The sequence below is a fragment of the Marinobacter sp. NSM genome, from assembly GCF_052380025.1.
Classification (GTDB): domain Bacteria; phylum Pseudomonadota; class Gammaproteobacteria; order Pseudomonadales; family Oleiphilaceae; genus Marinobacter.
In genome coordinates, this window is the sequence record NZ_JBQTCK010000003.1 from 103570 (window position 1) to 121584 (window position 18015).

18 protein-coding genes, 1 tRNA gene and 1 riboswitch are annotated in these 18015 nt (G+C 57.4%); of the genes, 7 read left to right on the forward strand and 12 right to left on the reverse strand.

The window, feature by feature from the left end; translation table 11 throughout:
• The first annotated feature begins 48 nt into the window (after positions 1 to 48).
• Both ACTZWX_RS08170 and ACTZWX_RS08175 read left to right on the forward strand, forming a co-directional pair.
• Positions 49 to 321, forward strand: a complete 273-nt coding sequence (locus ACTZWX_RS08170) for an oxidative damage protection protein (RefSeq protein WP_058090480.1) — start codon at positions 49 to 51, stop codon at positions 319 to 321.
• Between the two features lie 118 nt (positions 322 to 439).
• Positions 440 to 515: transfer RNA gene (locus ACTZWX_RS08175), tRNA-Phe, on the forward strand.
• A gap of 67 nt (positions 516 to 582) precedes the next feature.
• On the opposite strand, the gene ACTZWX_RS08180 is transcribed toward ACTZWX_RS08175, so the two are convergent.
• The gene (locus tag ACTZWX_RS08180; RefSeq protein WP_444713513.1) at positions 583 to 1206 is read right to left on the reverse strand and encodes a TetR/AcrR family transcriptional regulator; all 624 of its coding nucleotides are present in this window, start codon (positions 1204 to 1206) and stop codon (positions 583 to 585) included.
• Positions 1207 to 1372: 166 nt separating this feature from the next.
• Here ACTZWX_RS08180 and ACTZWX_RS08185 point away from each other — a divergent pair, with 166 nt between their 5' ends.
• Genes ACTZWX_RS08185 through ACTZWX_RS08195 form a run of 3 tightly spaced genes read left to right on the forward strand, consistent with a single transcriptional unit; the run spans position 1373 to position 4700 of the window.
• Positions 1373 to 2203, forward strand: coding sequence for an SDR family NAD(P)-dependent oxidoreductase (locus ACTZWX_RS08185; protein ID WP_444713514.1), 831 nt, complete (start codon positions 1373 to 1375; stop codon positions 2201 to 2203).
• 39 nt (positions 2204 to 2242) lie between these two features.
• A complete protein-coding gene (locus ACTZWX_RS08190; protein ID WP_444713515.1) occupies positions 2243 to 3169 on the forward strand; it encodes a ferritin-like domain-containing protein in 927 nt (308 codons plus the stop codon).
• Between the two features lie 22 nt (positions 3170 to 3191).
• Positions 3192 to 4700, forward strand: coding sequence for a flavin-containing monooxygenase (locus tag ACTZWX_RS08195; protein WP_444713516.1), 1509 nt, complete (start codon positions 3192 to 3194; stop codon positions 4698 to 4700).
• Here ACTZWX_RS08195 and ACTZWX_RS08200 read toward each other — a convergent pair.
• The 5 genes from ACTZWX_RS08200 to ACTZWX_RS08220 all read right to left on the reverse strand — a co-directional run bounded on the left by ACTZWX_RS08200 (position 4697) and on the right by ACTZWX_RS08220 (position 8530).
• The gene (locus ACTZWX_RS08200; protein WP_444713517.1) at positions 4697 to 6097 is read right to left on the reverse strand and encodes a sodium:solute symporter; all 1401 of its coding nucleotides are present in this window, start codon (positions 6095 to 6097) and stop codon (positions 4697 to 4699) included. The genes ACTZWX_RS08195 and ACTZWX_RS08200 overlap by 4 nt on opposite strands.
• A riboswitch (TPP riboswitch) is annotated at positions 6087 to 6197 on the reverse strand. It overlaps the preceding gene by 11 nt.
• 150 nt (positions 6198 to 6347) lie before the next feature.
• Positions 6348 to 6716, reverse strand: a complete 369-nt coding sequence (locus ACTZWX_RS08205; RefSeq protein ID WP_444713518.1) for a thiol-disulfide oxidoreductase DCC family protein — start codon at positions 6714 to 6716, stop codon at positions 6348 to 6350.
• A 49-nt stretch (positions 6717 to 6765) separates the two neighbouring features.
• Positions 6766 to 7434, reverse strand: coding sequence for an alpha/beta hydrolase (locus ACTZWX_RS08210; RefSeq protein ID WP_444713519.1), 669 nt, complete (start codon positions 7432 to 7434; stop codon positions 6766 to 6768).
• Between the two features lie 50 nt (positions 7435 to 7484).
• On the reverse strand, positions 7485 to 8234 hold the full coding sequence (locus tag ACTZWX_RS08215; protein ID WP_444713520.1) for a ParA family protein: 750 nt from the start codon (positions 8232 to 8234) through the stop codon (positions 7485 to 7487).
• A 140-nt stretch (positions 8235 to 8374) separates the two neighbouring features.
• On the reverse strand, positions 8375 to 8530 hold the full coding sequence (locus ACTZWX_RS08220) for a hypothetical protein (RefSeq protein WP_444713521.1): 156 nt from the start codon (positions 8528 to 8530) through the stop codon (positions 8375 to 8377).
• A gap of 75 nt (positions 8531 to 8605) precedes the next feature.
• On the opposite strand from ACTZWX_RS08220, the gene rhtB reads away from it, so the two are divergent.
• Positions 8606 to 9226: a homoserine/homoserine lactone efflux protein gene (gene rhtB, locus ACTZWX_RS08225; RefSeq protein WP_444713522.1), complete on the forward strand. Its 621-nt coding sequence runs from the start codon at positions 8606 to 8608 to the stop codon at positions 9224 to 9226.
• 51 nt (positions 9227 to 9277) lie between these two features.
• On the opposite strand, the gene ACTZWX_RS08230 is transcribed toward rhtB, so the two are convergent.
• Positions 9278 to 11770, reverse strand: a complete 2493-nt coding sequence (locus tag ACTZWX_RS08230; RefSeq protein ID WP_444713523.1) for a penicillin acylase family protein — start codon at positions 11768 to 11770, stop codon at positions 9278 to 9280.
• A gap of 160 nt (positions 11771 to 11930) precedes the next feature.
• Here ACTZWX_RS08230 and ACTZWX_RS08235 point away from each other — a divergent pair, with 160 nt between their 5' ends.
• Positions 11931 to 13088 carry a helix-turn-helix domain-containing protein gene (locus ACTZWX_RS08235; RefSeq protein WP_444713524.1) on the forward strand — a complete coding sequence of 386 codons (1158 nt, stop codon included), beginning with the start codon at positions 11931 to 11933 and terminating at the stop codon, positions 13086 to 13088.
• Here the strand turns inward: ACTZWX_RS08235 and ACTZWX_RS08240 are convergent.
• The 5 genes from ACTZWX_RS08240 to glcF all read right to left on the reverse strand — a co-directional run bounded on the left by ACTZWX_RS08240 (position 13059) and on the right by glcF (position 18014).
• The gene (locus ACTZWX_RS08240; protein ID WP_444713525.1) at positions 13059 to 13916 is read right to left on the reverse strand and encodes an Nmad3 family putative nucleotide modification protein; all 858 of its coding nucleotides are present in this window, start codon (positions 13914 to 13916) and stop codon (positions 13059 to 13061) included. The two genes, ACTZWX_RS08235 and ACTZWX_RS08240, sit on opposite strands and share 30 nt — an antisense overlap.
• The gene (locus tag ACTZWX_RS08245; RefSeq protein WP_444713526.1) at positions 13913 to 14839 is read right to left on the reverse strand and encodes a LysR family transcriptional regulator; all 927 of its coding nucleotides are present in this window, start codon (positions 14837 to 14839) and stop codon (positions 13913 to 13915) included. The genes ACTZWX_RS08240 and ACTZWX_RS08245 overlap by 4 nt, the downstream gene beginning before the upstream one ends.
• Positions 14840 to 14983: 144 nt before the next feature.
• Positions 14984 to 16183, reverse strand: a complete 1200-nt coding sequence (locus ACTZWX_RS08250) for a multidrug effflux MFS transporter (protein ID WP_444713527.1) — start codon at positions 16181 to 16183, stop codon at positions 14984 to 14986.
• Positions 16184 to 16259: 76 nt separating this feature from the next.
• Positions 16260 to 16697, reverse strand: a complete 438-nt coding sequence (locus ACTZWX_RS08255) for a DUF4124 domain-containing protein (RefSeq protein ID WP_444713528.1) — start codon at positions 16695 to 16697, stop codon at positions 16260 to 16262.
• A gap of 108 nt (positions 16698 to 16805) precedes the next feature.
• Entirely contained in the window at positions 16806 to 18014 is a 1209-nt protein-coding gene (gene glcF / locus ACTZWX_RS08260) for a glycolate oxidase subunit GlcF (RefSeq protein ID WP_444713529.1), read from the reverse strand.
• Position 18015 lies beyond the last annotated feature (1 nt).

The window sequence follows — 18015 nt, forward strand, 5'->3', positions numbered from 1 at the left end:
ATTGATCTGTTATCATTCGCCAAACTGAACATCAACACAGGAGCCGCCATGAGCCGCACCGTATTCTGCCGCAAATACCAGAAAGAAATGGAAGGCCTGGCCATGCCCCCCATGCCCGGCCCCAAAGGCCAGGAGATCTATGACAACGTCTCCAAGCAGGCGTGGGAAGAATGGCAGAACCAGCAGACCATGCTGATCAATGAAAAGCACCTGAGCATGATGGACCCGAACAACCGGAAATACCTTCAGGCCCAGATGGAACGCTTCTTCAACAACGAGCCGTTCGACAAGGCTGAAGGCTACGTACCACCGGAAAAATAACCAAACTGATCAAGGCCTGAACAACCGGAAAAGATTCTGAAAATTTTTGCCGGGCGGCCTTGACTACCCAACCCTAAACCGGTTTAATAGCGCCCCGTTGCAGCACATAGCTCAACACGCCCGGATAGCTCAGTTGGTAGAGCAGAGGATTGAAAATCCTCGTGTCGGTGGTTCGATTCCGCCTCCGGGCACCATTAAGAATTCTGACAAAACCCGCCTTGTGCGGGTTTTGTTGTTTATGCCCTCTCCGTTTCTTCCCGACTACTTCACCGCATCCCGCAAGAACGACAACTCCGCCGCTATGTAATGGCCAATCATACTCGCCAGCCCGTCCGCCATTTCATCGAAACTGACCATCGGGTCCGGGTCAGACAAATGACGGATAACGGCGAATATGCCGCCGTTAATTCCGATGTAGGTGATCGCTGGAATGCGGCTAACCCGAAGGGTTTCCGGGTGCTCCATCAAGTAGCGCATGATCACGTTGTTGAGCACCTTGTAGAGCGGGTCCAGGTGGAGCTCAAAGTCCACCGCCATGGCGTATCGCACACACTTGAGGTACCGGCCATCGTCCTGCTCAAGAAAACTCCGGAACTCGTTCAGCAATGTGCGAATGGCCTCATCAATGGGCATCTGTACCAGGGTTGGCGTTAACGGCTTGATCATCGCCGCTGTGTCGGAGATGAAGCGTTGGCTCATGGCGTTGAAGATGGCCTGTTTGTTCTCGAAGTATTCATAAAGCGAACCTACCCCTACGCCTGCTATCTCAGCGATGTGTCGTGTTGTTGTGTCAGCCGGCCCGCGCTGGCTCAGGGCAATAAATCCGGCTTCTACGATCGCGTCCACCGTGGCGCGCGAGCGATCCTGTTTTGGTTTCCTAGGCATAATTTTCCGAATTGAATCCGAACAAGCGTTCGCTCTAATCTGCAGTCAGCTAGGCGCAAACACAAGCAGGGCAAGGCTTTCAGGCCTATTTGGCACTGGTTTTGTCCCTTTCAGGCGGCACGAGCCCTGGCAGCGTCACACTTACATCAAAACTGCGGAAATCTTCATGTTCAAAAATTCTCTGACTAAAAATGCCCGTGCAGTCATCACTGGCGCTGGCAGCGGCATCGGCAAAGCGCTGGCACTGGAACTCGCCCGGCGCGGGGGCCTTGTGGTGTGCTCTGACATCAACCTGGACGCCGCGGAACAAACCGCCAGCGAAGTCCGCCGCCTCGGTGGCCAGGCATGGGCGGTCGCCTGTGATGTCAGCAAGCTGGAACAGGTCCAGGCGCTGGCTTATAAAGCCGACGAGTTGCTGCCGGAACCGGTCAACCTGGTGATTAACAACGCGGGCGTTGGTGTGGGCGGTAAAACCATTGGCGAAACGTCTATTGAAGACTGGGAGTGGACGGTCAACATCAATCTGTGGGGCGTGGTCTATGGCTGCCATGTATTCGCACCCCGGCTCCGTCAGCAGGAGCAGGCCGGCATTATCAATGTGGCCTCAACCGCCAGCTTCTCCGCGGCTCCGCTTATGGGCCCCTATAACGCCACCAAGGCGGCTGCGCTGGCGATATCAGAAACCCTGGCGGCAGAACTCTCCGGCACCGGCGTCAGCGTCACCGCGCTGTGCCCTACCCTCGTGAAAACCAACATCTCGGCCAACGGCCGCATACAGGGCGAATCCAATGACCTGTTTAACCGGCTGATGGACCGCATCGGCATGTCCGCCGACAAGGTTGCTCGCATGGCTCTGGATGGCCTGGATAACAAACAGCTGTACGTCATGCCACAGGTCGATGCCCGCATGATCTGGCGAATCAAACGTCTGCTGCCGAATTCCTATGCAGCGATCACGGGGCTTATTAATCGCAGGATGACGTCCAAGTTCGTCTGATGACAGGCCTTAACCCTCCCCACAAGCCAGGAGACTGAAATGGCAAAGATTGATCTCGATAACATGCTGGAAAAGATCAAAAACACTCAGTGGAGCCTGTCGGATGTCGACTGGGATGCTCCAGGCGCTGAGCTGATTACCTCTGAACAGTGGCCAAAACTGAAGGCTTTCATGGCAGACCTTATGTGGATCGAGCACGTGGGTGCCAGGGCCTTTGCGGCGATGGCCAAGAAGGCCCCGGACGACACCCTGCGCCAGATTTACACCTATTTCCACGCCGAAGAACAGCGCCACGCCAACGCCGAAATGGCCTTAATGAAACGCTGGGGCATGCTGGAAGATGGCGAGTTGCCAGAGCCGAACAACAACCTGAGGCTGGTCATCGAGTGGCTGGACCGGTTTGCCGATGATCAGCCGGTCTATGTACTGGGCACCGTGGTACCCATGCTGGAAATCGCGCTCGACGGCGCACTGTGCAAGTTCCTCCTCGATACGGTAGACGACCCGGTGTGCCATCAAGCCTTCGAACTGATCAATGGCGATGAGGCCCGCCACCTTGGCGTGGGTTTCACCGTGATGGAAATGCAGGGACATGGCAAAACCTATATCGAGCTTATACGGATGACCGCGCAGCTGATGGACCCGAGGCTGATCTTGGGCATTGCCTCTTATTTTCCGCTGCTTAACAAGATGCGGGACAACATTGTCGAGATGGGATTGCCTGAGGAAAAGCTGTACGAAGCCATGCGCAAGTTCGAGAAGATCGGGGGGCGCACCGGGGATGGCCGAAGGAACCCCTGGTTCCAGATCATCAAGCACCACGGCAGGTTCGTGGTCGACCGTAAAAAACGCTTCTACCACGCGCCCATTGATGCCCTGGTGAAGGTGGCCGACGTCATCCCAAGAAAGGCGTTCCCGGCCGTACCCAGCTGGGTCAAAGAGATTACCTACCACCCGACCGCCTGACCACCGTTTACGAGATTACCTGATGAAGAATAACCAAGCGCTTCCTCAACAGCAGTCGCCTGCCGACGCATTGATCATTGGGGCCGGCTTCGCCGGCCTGGGCACCGCCATTCGCCTGCAACAGCAGGGCATTCGCAACATCACCATTCTGGAGCGATCAGACGATGTTGGAGGCACCTGGCGAGACAATCAGTACCCGGGAGCCGCCTGCGATATTCCCTCCAATCTCTATTCTTTCTCGTTCGCCCAGAACCCGAACTGGTCCCGTAGTTTTTCAGGAAGCCAGGAGATTCTGGAATACATTCATCATCTGGTGAATCACTTCAACCTTCGGCAATACATCCGGTTCAACCAGAATGTCAGCAACCTGGCCTGGGACCAGGACAAGGGACTCTGGCAGGCAACGACCACGGATGGCGATGTGTTTTCAGGGCGCACCGTAGTGATGGCCCAGGGGCCGCTTTCCAACCCCGGTTGGCCCGGTATCGCCGGCCTGGACGAGTTTGAGGGCAAGAAGATACACAGCGCCGCCTGGGATCACGATTACGACCTGAAGGGCAAGCGCATCGCGGTGATCGGCACGGGTGCCAGCGCCATACAGATCGTGCCGGAGCTGGCCAAATGCGCCGGCAAGCTGACGGTATTCCAGCGCACTCCGCCGTGGATCATGCCACGGCCGGACTTCACTACACCGGACTGGAACAAGACGCTGTTCCGCATAGCGCCCGTGAGTCAGACCGCCGTCCGCAAGGCACTCTATCTGGCCCATGAGTCCATGGCCCTGGCGGTCATCTGGAACTCGCCGCTGACCCGTTTTGCCGAACGCCTTGGGCGGTGGCACTTGCGCAAACAAGTACCAGACCGCTGGCTACGCCGACAGCTGACCCCCGACTACCGACTGGGCTGCAAACGCATTCTGGTTTCCAATGACTACTACCCGGCCCTGCAGAAACCAAACACCAAGCTGATCACCTGGCCGATAGACCGGATCAGCCAGCACGGCATCCGCACCGTAGAGGGCATTGAACACCAGTTCGACTGCATTGTGTTTGCCACCGGCTTTGAGGTGAGCAACGCAGGTACACCGTTCCCGATTACCGGCATCGGCGGACGCTCACTGAATGAAGAATGGAAGCGAGGCGCCCAGGCGTATAAAAGTATCAACGTGTCGGGTTACCCCAATCTGTTTTTTACCTTTGGGCCAAACTCCGGACCGGGCCATAACTCTGCGCTGGTCTATATGGAATCCCAGATGGATTACATCGTCCGGAGCATTCGCACCATCAAGAGCCTCAAACTTAAAGCCCTGGATGTTCGGCAATCGGCGCAGGACGACCACAACCGAAGCATCCAGAGCCGGCTGGCCAAAACCAACTGGAATTCCGGATGCCAGAGTTGGTACCTCACCGAGGATGGATTTAACGCGACGATGTACCCCGGCTTCGCAACACAATACGCGAAGCAGATGGCCGATCTGGAGCTGAAGGATTACCGCCTGCTGGCAGAAGAGACCGCGAGCGAGACCGTTTAAGGCCGCCCGACAGCCTCCTGCGTCCGGGCACCCGGATACAACCAGCCAATCAGCAAGCTGACCAGGCTGGATGCCAGCAAGGCGCCAAGGAACGGCGCCAGCGTTGGAATGCTGTCCGGAAAGCTCGCCGCCAGCGCACCGGCGGTGAAACTCCCTTGGCTCACCCAGCCGGGGAGCACGGCACCGAGCAAGCCTGCTACGCCACCGGCCACCGCTGCCAGCGGCGACATACGGCGCCACAATCCCAGCAAGACCGGCACCACAATCGCCGCACACAGCAAGTCTGCAATCAGGAACAGCCGAAGCACTGAGAAGCCCTGAAGGGCCACCCACACCACCGGTACCATCAGTATCACGGTCGCCCAACGCGCCGCGCGCACTGATAAGCCGCGCTTCCCCGAACTGGCCACCGCCATGGAAGCAATGGCGTTCTGCAAGGTATCCACGCTGGATGCCACCAGCGTGACGGCCAGAACCAGCGCCGGCAAAGCCAGCCAGTCAGGAGCGGCAGAGAGTAGCGCGAAGAATGGAATCGGCGGCTTGCCCAGCGGCAGCGCGTGCATGGCTGCCAGCATCCCCAGGCCACCAATGGCCATCACCACCAGAAACGTACTGGCACCGCCCAACACCGCGCCGCGCCCAAGGGCACTATCGGTTTCAGCTGCCCACACCCGCTGCCAATACCCTTGATGAAACAGGTTGGCGGCGGTCACCGCAATCACCAGCGTGAGCGCCACAGATAGCGCACTGCCAACCGGCACGGAAGGCATGACTGCCTGTGTTGGCATGGAGGGCAACCAGTACCAAGCCACACCACCCACAAGCAGCAACAACGCCAGCAACAACCAGGCCTGCCAACGGTCCGTAGCCAGGCTCGCCCTCAAACCACCGACAGAGGTATAGATCAGGGTGACCAGCGCCACACCGAGAATCACCAAAACGGGCGGCACATCGGAAAGCAGCGCGGCAATGGCGCCGATAGCGGTGAGTTCCGCCGCCAGGAAGCACGCCATGTAGGCTACCGACACCATCGACACCCAGCGTCTTACCCCGGCGCCATAGCAAGCCTCGGCGAACTCGCCGATACTCCGGCCTGCCGGTAACCGCTTACGGATGGCAGGGCCATAGAACCCCAGCACCAGAAACGGTAACGCGGAGCCAACCGCATAACCCGCCAGCGCCACAGGCCCCACAAACGCACCAATTTCCGGTGGCGCAAAAAGAATCCACGCCCCCATGCCCGAGGCCAGGAACGACAGCCCGATGGCCTGTGCACTCTGAGAATTTCGAGCGGTGACATAGTCATCCAGCAGACCATCCGCCCGCCGTGCCCGCAAACCAAGAACAGCAAAACCGAGGAGCGCCGCACTGAGCACGGCAACCGTTAGATAGAACAAGTCGCACTTCCTCCGCCGGTATTAACCGGATCAGGTTCCAGGGTCGGCGCTTGGCCCTCTCAGCCCCCGCATCGGCGGCGGGACTCCCCTGGCGACGAGTAAATGAAATGTTGATGCAACTGCTGGATTAACAACAGCCGGCAGGCATGAGTTTAAAACCGATACTCCTCGCTTACAACGGTCACGGGGTCAGCCTGACGAATTGAATGTTCCGGTCCGGGTTCCGGTGTGCTGGTCAGGCGGTTAGCTATCACCGTTCCTCATTCGAGAGACGACGGTCAACCCATCGATGGTAAAGTCGAGCGAGTGCGGGACGAATGAGCGGCAGGCCAATTATCCACGCCAGAGGCTTCAGCAAAGGCACCCGGGACATCAGTAGGATATAGGCATCGAGTTCCCGATGGATGGTGCCTTCTCCATCCTTAACGTGCAGCTCTCGCAGTGCCTTGTCCGGGTCTATACCCTGCTGCCGCAACTCCTCATCGCGGCCAGTGATGTCCAGCCACTCCACGGACTCACCGGTGCGCCCCGCCAGCTTCTCGTTCCAACGGCGATCCTTGATACAGGCAGGGCAGGAACCATCATAGAATACCAACAGTTTGTTCCGGGCATGCGTCATAACGCCTCCCTCTTGTGAAAACTCTGGCAGCCCCCGGGGCTCACGCCCCTTACGTTTGCCCGGAGGTGAGCTGGAACAGAAAGTTATCCAACTCCCTGATTTCCTCCAGACAAAGGCTATGCTCCATACCATAGCAGTAATACGCTGGCTCATACCCGAGATCCTGCAGCCTTTTCTGCGCCGCCAGGCCCAGGTGCTCCGCGACGATCGGATCAAACCGGCCGTGGCCGATAAAAATCGGCAGCTTCCGATTGGCCTCACTTAGTTGAATGGAGTCCGCAGTCGCAAAGTAGGTAGACAAGGCAAACAGGCCACCCAGCCGCTCCGGGTAACTCAGCGCCAGCTCATAGGCCACAGCACCACCCTGGGAGAAACCACCCAGAATAATGTTCTCACTGGCGATCCCCCGCTCCCGTTCCTGCCGGATAAGCTCAGCCACCAACCCGGCAGAAGCACGTAGTTGCTCAGTGTCTACCTTACGGTCCACATCCATAGCCAGGATGTCATACCAGGCCGGCATCACCATTCCGCCGTTTATGGTCACCGGCAGCTCGGGGGCGTGCGGGAAGATAAAGCGGATAGACTGCGCTTGGGAGAAGCGGAATTCCGGAACCACGGGTTCGAAATCATGGCCGCTGGCGCCGAGGCCATGCAACCAGATGACGGTGGTTTGGGGATTGTCGCCGGTATCGATTTGCAGGGTGTTCAGGGCTGTCATCGGGCCTCCGGAAGGTCGGATAATGACAGGCGACTTTAACATTTTCTGAGTCAGCGAGCCCAAAGATCCTTCCGGACGCTCACCCACAGCTTACGAAACTCGACAGCGGCCGGGCTATTTGGCGCCAGCAGTTCCAGCGGCTGCCCTTCCTCGCCCATGCGTTCAACCACACTGGCATAGGGCACCGCCGCTGGAACCTGGTGCCCGAACAACTCACTCCCTTGGGCCAATATCTCCCTGTGCAAGTTCTTGCGCCGGTCCACCATCGAAAAGAAAGGCCGCAGTTTCTTGCTCCCCAGTTTCTTGTCTTTCACAAACTCCCGTAACTGGTTCCAGCTGTTCAGTGAAAGCCAGGTTGGCACCAAAGGCACGTAGACCTTGTCCGCCACCTCCAGCACCTGTTCGGTCAGCCGGGAAAGCGTTGGCGGGCAGTCCAGGATAACCAGGCTAGTATCTTCCGAAAGCGGCGCCAAAAGATCCTTCAGGGCGTTGTGCCCGTCGTCCTGATCCAGCTTGATATCGAAGTTACGAAAGCTGCTGTGGGCAGGAATGAAATCGAGGTTGGGGTAGACGTTTTCGTGGATAAACCGGGCAATGGGGAATTTGCCTTCCAGCAGCTTGGACAGCTTGCATCCTTTGACCATTTCCGCACCGGCCAGGTAGAAGCTGGCCGCCCCTTGTGGGTCCAAATCCCAGAGCAAGGTGCTGATATTCTCCCGGCTGGCCAGGTAGGCCATGTTGACTGCAGCGGCAGTTTTACCCACGCCGCCTTTGGGGCTGTAGAAGGCAATTATTCTCATGACGGAGGCTCCTGCCGTGTCTGGTAATAACAAACACTACAGGATAACAGCCACCCGCGAGGCTTCTATGAAACTTTTATGACAGAGTAATAGCTGGAACGGGTGTGTCGGGGGTAAGAAGGGCTTTCGTAAAACCACGCTCACGCGGCTTTGCGGAAGCCCTCCATCCGTACGGCCTTGTCCCGGTTGCGCTTGTATTTGGTTTTGTCTTCAACCACCCGCATCTGGTATTTTGGCGTTCTCAGTTCTCGTTGCACAGCACTGTGCTGTGCGGCTTTCGCCCGTTTCTTCGCCATTTCGGTTTCTCCTCGCTTGGCCAGGTTTTCGCGACGGGTATTATACCACTTTCCTGAATTTCACGAGCGTAAGCAATGACACTCACTGTGTGGCTCACATTTCTGGTCGCAGCGCTGCTGATCAGCGTCTCTCCCGGTGCCGGCGCGGTTAATTCCATGAGCAGCGGCCTGCGCTATGGCGTGCGCAACTCCCTGCCCACCATCGCCGGCCAGCAGTTCGGTTACGGTGTGCAGATTGTGCTGGTGGGTGCGGGCCTGGGCGCCATCGTGGCATCCTCCAATACCGCGCTGATGATCATCAAGTGGATTGGCGTTGTGTACCTGATCTGTCTGGGTATCCAGAAATGGCGTGAAGAACCGGTGCAGGCATCCCGCGCGGACTTGTCCGGCTTCAGCCCGCGCCAGCAGTTCTGGAACGGCGCGCTGGTGAACCTCACCAACCCGAAAGCCACAATCTTTCTGATCGCCCTGTTCCCTCAATTCCTGGTGGCCGGCACGCACCATGGTCAGCAGCTGGCTACCATGGGCACCACACTGATCCTTGTCGATATCCTGGTGATGGTGGGTTACGCCCTGCTGGCCAGCCAATTGTTCCGATTCATGACAACGCCCACGCGACAGCGGCAAATGAACCGGGTATTCGGCGGGTTGTTTGTGACGGCGGCGTTGGCCTTGGCGAGTTTCAAGCGCAGCTAGTGTACCCCGCTCAAAAGAATTGCGGCCCTGAATCAGGGCCGCTTTCTTCAATCATTCACGAAGTTCAAGTGTTTCTATGACAGCCTCCGCAATCTCTCCCTCAGTAAACAACATCGGACGCCACTCAAGCTCACTATATAACTCCGTTTGATCCGAAAAGTTCTCACTCTCCGGGTCATGACTCTGACTGTAGCTCAGGAACATTTCAGCCTTCGGACCGTTCTCGGTGTACTCCAGTGCCATAACGAAGCTGGAGCCATAGTTGATCCGGTAAGCCAGCTCGTCAGTGCCATCGCCATTTTCATCCAGTGCGAACAGAGGGCTATCCTCAACCGGCCTGCCGGTCAGAGTATTGGCGAGATCGGAAGTACTTCTGGAACTGGCTTTGGTTTCCGCCATATTGAACACGCCTTCGAAGGAGTAGCCACCGGAGATGGCAATCGGCTGTTCGCCTTCGGCTTTGAGAACATACTGAACATTACCCAGCGAAGCATCCAGTGCAATACCGGCTTTGTTAAGCCTGTCTGCGGCTGCCGCCAAAGCCTGGAGTACCGGATCAGTGATGGCATTATCTGTGTCTATAGGTACCAGGCCGGACGGCGTAGTGACAGGCTCCTTAGGATCAAACGCAGTGGCAAACAAGTTATCGGAAAGCTCCCGGTGGCCAGACACCCGGAACGCCGCCAGAAACTCCCGCATCAGGTGTGCGCCAGTGCTGTCAGTATTGTATCGACCATCCCAGTTGATCAGCGTTTGACACGCCGCCCTCAGGTCAAACTCTGAGTTTTGATAATCCACAGTCGGATAGGTCGTACAACGACTGGTCAATTGATTCTTCCATTCTCCGCCAAACAGTGAGCCGTTGTGGCTCATCACGGTTTTTAACTCTTCCAGAGAGAAACGGCCATCAGCGCCAGCCAGACCAGAATTGCTGCTGTCTGAGATCAGCTGGGCGTTGTAACGGGTACGAGTGCTGCGAATGGTGCCCTCAGGGCCATACATAATACTGAAATCTTCAAGCGGCTCGTCCAGATTGGAAAGCCAGTGGCTGCTGTTGGCGTTGAACACGTAATCACGGCGGGTCTGTTGGGGCGCTTGGGCGAATGGCACAACACCGGGTGATCTGGTGATGCCTGTGTCCACCCATTCAAACACAGCATCATCACCCGGCAACAAGACGCTGCCTGCACCGTCCTGCCAGATCGGCGCCAGCATGGGATCTGCTAATGCGACCTTCCAGTAACCTTCTGCCATCTGCCCCAGATTCGGAACTTGGGTACCATCGACATAGTTGGCTGTGCCTTCGCTATCAATCATCAAAGTATTAACCCAGGGAATGCCTTGATTCTCCTCGAAGGCACTGAAGAAGGCTTCGCGACTGTCCGCTTTACCCATCGCAAGCCACTGGTCCAGCATGCGGGTATTCCCGGCATTGGCATCCCGGAACGCTACGGCTGTGTCGCTATTCCAACCCAGCGCTGGTGACAGAGACGCAAGGTTGACGACCGGTCCGTGGTGGCTGAAGTACACCGGCTGGCTGTAATCGGCAAGACTACCATCAGGCTGTTTGACCTGAATCTGCACCGTTTTAGTCGTCATGTCGCGGAATTCGGTCTGACCATCTGCAAAGTACTCATAACGGGTCGGATCAGAAGGGTCCAACTCGAGCTGGTATAAGGTAAAACGCTTGGACTGCGATACCGTGTGCGTCCACCCAAGGTTCTGGTTAAACCCGATCACAACCGCTGGCACACCGATCATCGTCACGCCATTGATATCCAGCTCGCCCGGAATGGTCAGATGGTTCTGGTAAAACCGTAGCTCGCCGTCCCAGGGGAAGTGTGGATTTCCTAACAGCAAGCTTTTGGTACCGTCCTCGACTTTTTCCTCGCCCAGAGCCCAGCCATTGCTGCCGATACCCTCGGAGGTGAACACCTTAGCGGCATCCAGCTCCAGGTCAAAAGCTGCCATGCTGGCGGTCGGCGGCTGCGCTGCAGCAATGGCACTGATAAAGTTCCGCGCGCTGGCCAAACCTGCCAAATCAAGATGGTAAGCGAGCAAGTCCTCGGCGGTAATAGGTTCGACCCATTCGGCGCCCCGGCAAGGCGACGGGTAATCCATCGGGCCGGCTCGCTCAGCCAGTGAACGGTTGAATCCGGCCGCGTAACCTTTTAAAAGCTCGCTCGACGTTGGCGACAGTTCGCTGAATAATTCCGCGGCCTGTGCCGGATAATCCAGCGCCTTGTAGCCGACATCCGTGAGTATGTTCATGCTCCGTTCGCCGGGCCCAAAAAATCGGGATTTTTGAGACTTCAGTTTCACCAACTGCTCGGAGAGCGTACACAGATTGTTTCTGGCATGATCGTATCCCGCACCGTAACCTAACGAACCGTAGTCACTGGCAATGATGTGCGGAACTCCGAATTCGGTGTAACGTATATCAACCTGATATTCCGGGGTTTGCTCCGAATTTGACCCGCCGCTACAGCCGGCCAGAAGTAAGGGTGTCACAACTGAAAAAGTGATGATTGAGCGCATACCCATGCAAGGTTCCTCTTTTTTGTGGTTGTGCTTTCGGAACCGTCATTACAGCAAGCAGAGTGACGTGAATCGTCCTTGGCGATAGAACCGAACGTGTTTTTAATAAAACCTATAAAACAATAAGTTAAAGGTTCGAACAGATCGATTCGAACTTGGAGAAGCGATGAATTACTGGGTGGGTACTGTTGCGCTGGTTTGTCTGTGTATCGGCGTCATTCTGCTTTTTGCCAGCCTGAGCTGGTTTGTGAACCGGCAGAATGACAGGCTTCCGATGGCGTTCCTACTCGCACTCGTCTGCCTTGTGGTGCTTCAATCCCTGGAGTTTGTGTACCAGGCAAGTGATTGGATGGCACGCTTCCCGTTCTTTTTAAAGCTTGTCGATCCCCTGATCGTAATGATTCCGTTCACGATCTATGGCTATGTTCGGGCGATCCAGGGTGAGAATGCCTTGAATCGGCCGATGCTTTGGTGGTTCCACGCCGCCCCGATGATTCTGGTGACCTTACTCGCCATCCCGTTCTGGAGTATGCCCGGTGAGCTCAAGGTTCACTGGATGCTTCAAGGCAGGATCGCCGAAGCTCTCTGGCAACCACTCGCCCTGCATGGCAACTCCTATCTGGCTGTTATCGCAGCAGCGAGCCTTTTCTATTGGTGGTTACAGCGCCGTCAGGGAATAAGCACCCGAAAACCTGCCATTCGCGATTGGGTTGGCCACTTCCAACTCATACAGCTCATTATTGCTGGCAGCATGTCGGCCAGAATTTTCATTTATCATGTTTTTGGCGAGGCTTTTTCCGTCGCTTATGTATTAGCACCAACCACGGCATACCTTACCTATCTTTTGCTTACACATGCGCACCCGCCCACCCATGTTCCCAGAGCAACTGGGGCCCCAACTGCGCCCAGATCAGTGGCGGATGTGAATAGCCAGCCCGCAGCCGACAGTGTCGATCTTGCGTTGTTTGACCATCTCACTCAGACCATGGAACAAGGGCTATTCAAGGACAACAGCCTGACATTGCGAACCCTTACCGACGCCTGTGGAACAACCACACACCAGGCGTCGGCTGCGATCAATAAGTGCTTTGGCTCCAATTTTTATGATTGGGTAAACCACTATCGAATCAACGAAGCCTGTAACGCTCTCTGCAACACGAGCGATGGAGTATCCCAGATATGCTATGCCGTAGGATTTAATTCGAAATCAACGTTTAACACGGCCTTCCGAAAGCAAGTAGGGTGCACGCCCACGGAGTATCGAAAAAAGAATAAGGCGGCGCTAAATTCGGGTTCACTGATTCAACAACCAAAGCGACAGTAACCACTGACTGACTCCCGGATACTGTTCCAGGTCCAACACAAATTCCTGCCCCCGCGCCGCGCTTTTCAGGCGGCAATATTCCGGGGAATCATCCGGGCGCCAACGCGCCGGATTGTGGTGATAACTCAGGGGTAAGCTATCGGTCCCTGGCATGAACGCGGCCGGCAACCGCCAGTCCGTCACATTGACTGCCTCGGCTGCGGTCAATCGATGCCGGTCATCCGGGGCAGGCACCACACCGGCGCCGGGTAACTCACCAACCAGGCCGGGAATCTGCAGCTTGTCCCCACTGACATACAGGCAGTTGTGGGCGGATCGCCTACCGTGCAGATGTGGATGGTAGCCCGCCCACTCCGGCACGGGCGCCGCTTCGCAGACAGGCCAGACCGCCCCCACCTGCAACCAGCCCCAGATGGCGTGAAACGGCCGGCTTTGCGGCACAAAGCGCCAGCGCCTGCGATACCGCTCCACCTGCCGGAACAAAGCAAAGAACAGAAACAGATCACCAGGCCCCACACCATGGTTGGCGAGGTGCGCCTGGGCCGAGCCGTACTGGCCAAGCACCGGGCGCCAGCCTGGCAGCCGGGGATACGCATTCTCGATCAGGTCCGGGTCCAGGTGGGCGCCTTTGCGGGAGAAGCCGGAACGGCCGGTCAGCTGGGATACCAGGGGGCCAATGCTTTGGCCGTCGTATTGAATCTGGCTATACCGGGTGGGCGACTGATCATCTGGTATCGGAAGTGCCAGAGCGCGTCCGTCCGGAAACACAGGGTTCGGGCAACCACCGGCAGAACTGTCGAAGCCTTTGCGGCTCAGGATAAGTTTCATAGCGGCACATTATGCGTGAATTCCAGCTCCCCGATCCATTCATCCGGCACGTTTGCTCGCAGGTGAGCCATGAACGCCCTCACCCTTCTGGGTAAATGACCGTGAGGATACAGCAGGGTGACTGGCAGCACCGGCCCTCGCCACTCAGGCAGGCACAATCCGAATTGCCCAGGGTGAGCTTCCAGCCGGCGATCGGCCAACCAGTGAGGAATCAAGCCCAGGCCCCGGCCAGCCGCTATGGCATCGCCCTGAACACACGACTGATCAACGGTAAACGTCCGCACAGGCATGGCTAGCGGGTAGGTTCCCAGCTTGGGATGACGCAAAACCAGACCCGGCCCCGCCCCGCCCAGCAGGTCAACCCACTGGTGCCGATCAAGTTCGCCGGGAGACGCCGGCACGCCATATAAATCGAAATAGTCCGGGCTGCCATAGATACCCTGGCTAAGGCTCCCCAAACGCTCCTGTCTCAGAGTGGTTTCTCCAACCTCTCCGAGCCATAAACACACACCATCTTCCAACTCACCGGGAACCTCCTGCTGGGTGCCAATAGCCACCCGCACATCGCCATGCTGTTCTAGAAACGATCGCACCACACCGGAAAACCAACCACGCACGAAGGCTTCATGGCACCTTAGCTCCAGTGTACCGCTGACATCCTCCTTCAGTTCATCCAGCGCCTCCCGGCCCTGGGAAACCAACTCAAGAATCTCAACGCTGTAACGGTAAAACACACGCCCCGCTTCGTTAGGCACAATACGCCGGGACTGCCTCAGCAACAGTGGCTGCCCGACGGCCTGTTCAAGTTGGCGAATTTTCCGGCTGAGCGTCGATTTCGGCAGCCCCAGATCTTTGGTACTGGCCGTCAGGCTGCCTGTTCGCACCACTGAGACAAATGCTTCCAGCTCTGAGAGGTCATACATTTTTCTGTTCCACATTGCGAGACCAATTGCCCCAATCTACTGTTAAAATAACAATGAGAAACATTATCATTATTTTAAGGCATGCTTTGCAAGCAACCCTTTTCGGAGCCAACAGCTAAAAGCCACTTTCAAATACTTTAATGCTCAGGCCGCTTGTTCTGCGGCCTTCTCCCGGGCTACGGCTGCCGGCGCTCCTAATGACAACAAAACCGCACCTACCGAACAGGCCAGCATACTCAGGGTAATAGGCAGCAAAGCCTCCCCACCAAAGGCCGATGACAAGGCACTGATCGCACCGGCCAGAGTGAACTGGGACGCCCCCAGCATAGCCGCGGCCGTACCCCCCATGTGGGGAAAGAATTCAAGGGCGTTGGCCATATTGTTCGGCACAATCCCGCCCTGGCAACCTACCGCAGCGATGATAAATCCGGCTACCGCCCACAAGGGCCCATCCAGCAACACCACCGACACCAGACCCACCAGCATCACGAACTGGATGATGACCTGCACCCTTAACAGCACCACGGAAGAAAAGGTGCGCAGTAGCGGCCGGTTAATCAGGTTGAGCGCTGCCATCACTCCGATATTGGCGGCAAACAGAATGGAAAACGTGCTGTTCGACAGCCCAAACCACTCCTGATAGATGAACGAAGAATGGGTGATAAACAGCATCATGCTGCTGAAACACATCACCTGGATGCTGACAAAACGCATGGTCGTGCGATGCTTGAGCACCAGCACATAGTTGGTCACCAGTGTTTTGACCGGCGTGGTTGCCCGGGGCCGGGGTTTGAGCCGGGGAAACAAAGCCAGTTGCAGGACCACGGCCAGGAAGAACGCGTAGGCCGCCAGAAATACGTAGATCCAGTGCCAGTCACCCAGCGCCAGCATGAGGGCGCCAAGAGACGGAGCCGCCGCAGGGGCGATAAACATGATCAGCCCGATCAAGCCGAACAGCCTGGCCGCTTCCTGACCACCCACCTGATCTCTCACAATCGCGGGCACCGACACCGCACAGAATGCGCCGCCAATACCCTGGACCACCCGCCAGGCAATCATGCTGGCCAGGTTATCCGCCAGCGCGACCATAAGGCTGGCCAGGGCAAACACCGCCAGCCCGATAAACAGGATGTTGCGGCGGCCATAACGGTCCGATAACGGCCCGCCCACCAGTTGAGCCATGCCCAGAGTTGCCACGTAGGCGCTCAGCGTCAGGCCCACATCGGCATGGGGAATAGCAAAATCCCCGGCAATAGCCGGAAATGCGGGCAAGTAAGCATCCAGGGCCAGGGGCCCCAGTGCCACCGTCATACCAAGCAGCAGTGCAAGCTGAAAATGAGACAAGATCTACCTCCAGAGACAAGGTAGATAGCTAACAGTAATTATAGGCAGCTGGCAATCAGAGCTTTCCGAAAACCGCCTAATTCAACACACACTCACGGCTGTACGTCTGGCTCAGTTCCCGGCGCCGCTGCCGCAGACTGTTGCCCCGATCATTGCCATAACCGGCTCGAAGTCTCGCCTGTAAACGGTCCAGTTGCTTGCGGTATTGCTCGCACTGCCGGGTACGGGCTTCCTCCGCTTGCTGAGATTTGGCATAACGATTCTTGCTGTCAGGCGAGAGCAGCTGTTCCAGCTCTTTGCGGTTGCGGGTTACCCGGTCAGACTGCCGGATATTCTCAGCCATCGGCATGGTGGTCGGCGGGCGGACCTGTATCCGGTGATGCTCGTCCAGCATCGGCGGCGTGTCGGAAAAGTGAATGGAGCCGTTGGCATCGGTCCAGCGATAGATTTCCGCCTGAGCCGGCAGCGCGAGGAAAAGACATAGGCAAAACGGCAGGGCCTTGATCCTTGGCATGGGTTCACATCCTGTGAAGTTGTTGATGCTCGAGTGTGCTGGTGCCAGGCAGAAACCTGGCACCGCGTCAGACTATAACCGATGAAGAGCGGTTTTGCAGGAACCGTGTCACCGGTCCAGCAGCTCGATCCAATGCTGAACGGGCACGTCTGAGCGGGATTCCAGATGCAGCTGGCAGCCGATATTGGCAGTCACAATCCGCACCGGGTCATCGATGGTCAACGCTTCCAGCTTGTTACTCAGGAGTTTCTGGCTCATCTCCGGCTGGGTGATCGAATAAGTTCCCGCCGAACCACAGCACAGGTGCGTGTCTTTGGTGGCGGCCAGGTCAATGCCGGCACGGGTCAGCACCTGCTCCACCACGCCGTTCTGCTTCATGGCGTGCTGCAGGGTGCACGGGCAATGGAATGCCACCTTGCCTGCCTGGGCACTGGCTTTCAGGGGTTCCAGATCCTCTTTCAGCAAAAAGGCGCCGAGGTCCGTGCACAGCTCGCTCACTTTCCGGGCCTTGCTGGCATACACCGGGTCGTCCCTGAGCAGATGGCCGTAATCCTGCACCATGGCGCCACAACCAGACGCCGTCATCACGATGGCTTCCGCTCCCGCCTCGATGGCCGGCCACCAGGCATCGATGTTCCGGCGCATCTGCTCCAGGCCGCGCTCGTGCTCGGAGAGGTGATAATTGACCGCGCCGCAACAGCCAGCCTGGGGCGCTTCCACCAGGGTAATGCCGAGTTTATCCAGTACCCGGGCTGTCGCCGCATTGGTGTTGGGGGCCGCCGAGGGCTGCACGCATCCGGCAAGCCCCAGCACAATGCGGTTATGGCTTGAAGCCGGCCAGGGGCTGGCCTGCCGGCGCGGCGGTACCTTGGTACGGAGCTTTTCCGGCAGCATCGGCCGGAATGCCTGCCCGGCCCGCAGCAGCAAGCCGAACAACCGGCGATTGGGCAGCACCCGGGTGAGCGCCCAGCGCAACCATTTTTCCTTGGGCTTGCGGGGCAGTTCCTCCTCCAGCAAACCACGGCTGATATCCACCAGGCGACCATATTGAACACCGGAGGGGCACGTTGTCTCGCAGCTGCGACAGGTCAGGCAGCGGTCCAGGTGCTCCCGGGTCTTTTCCGTCACTTCCCCGCCTTCCAGAAACATCTTCATCAGGTAGATCCGGCCCCGGGGGCCGTCTCGCTCGTCATTCAGTTCCTGGTAAGTGGGGCAGGTTGCGGTACAGAAGCCGCAGTGCACACAGGCCCGGAGGATTTCTTCCGCCTCCTGGCCTTCGGATGTATTGGCAAATTGCTGAACCAGATTCGTTTGCATG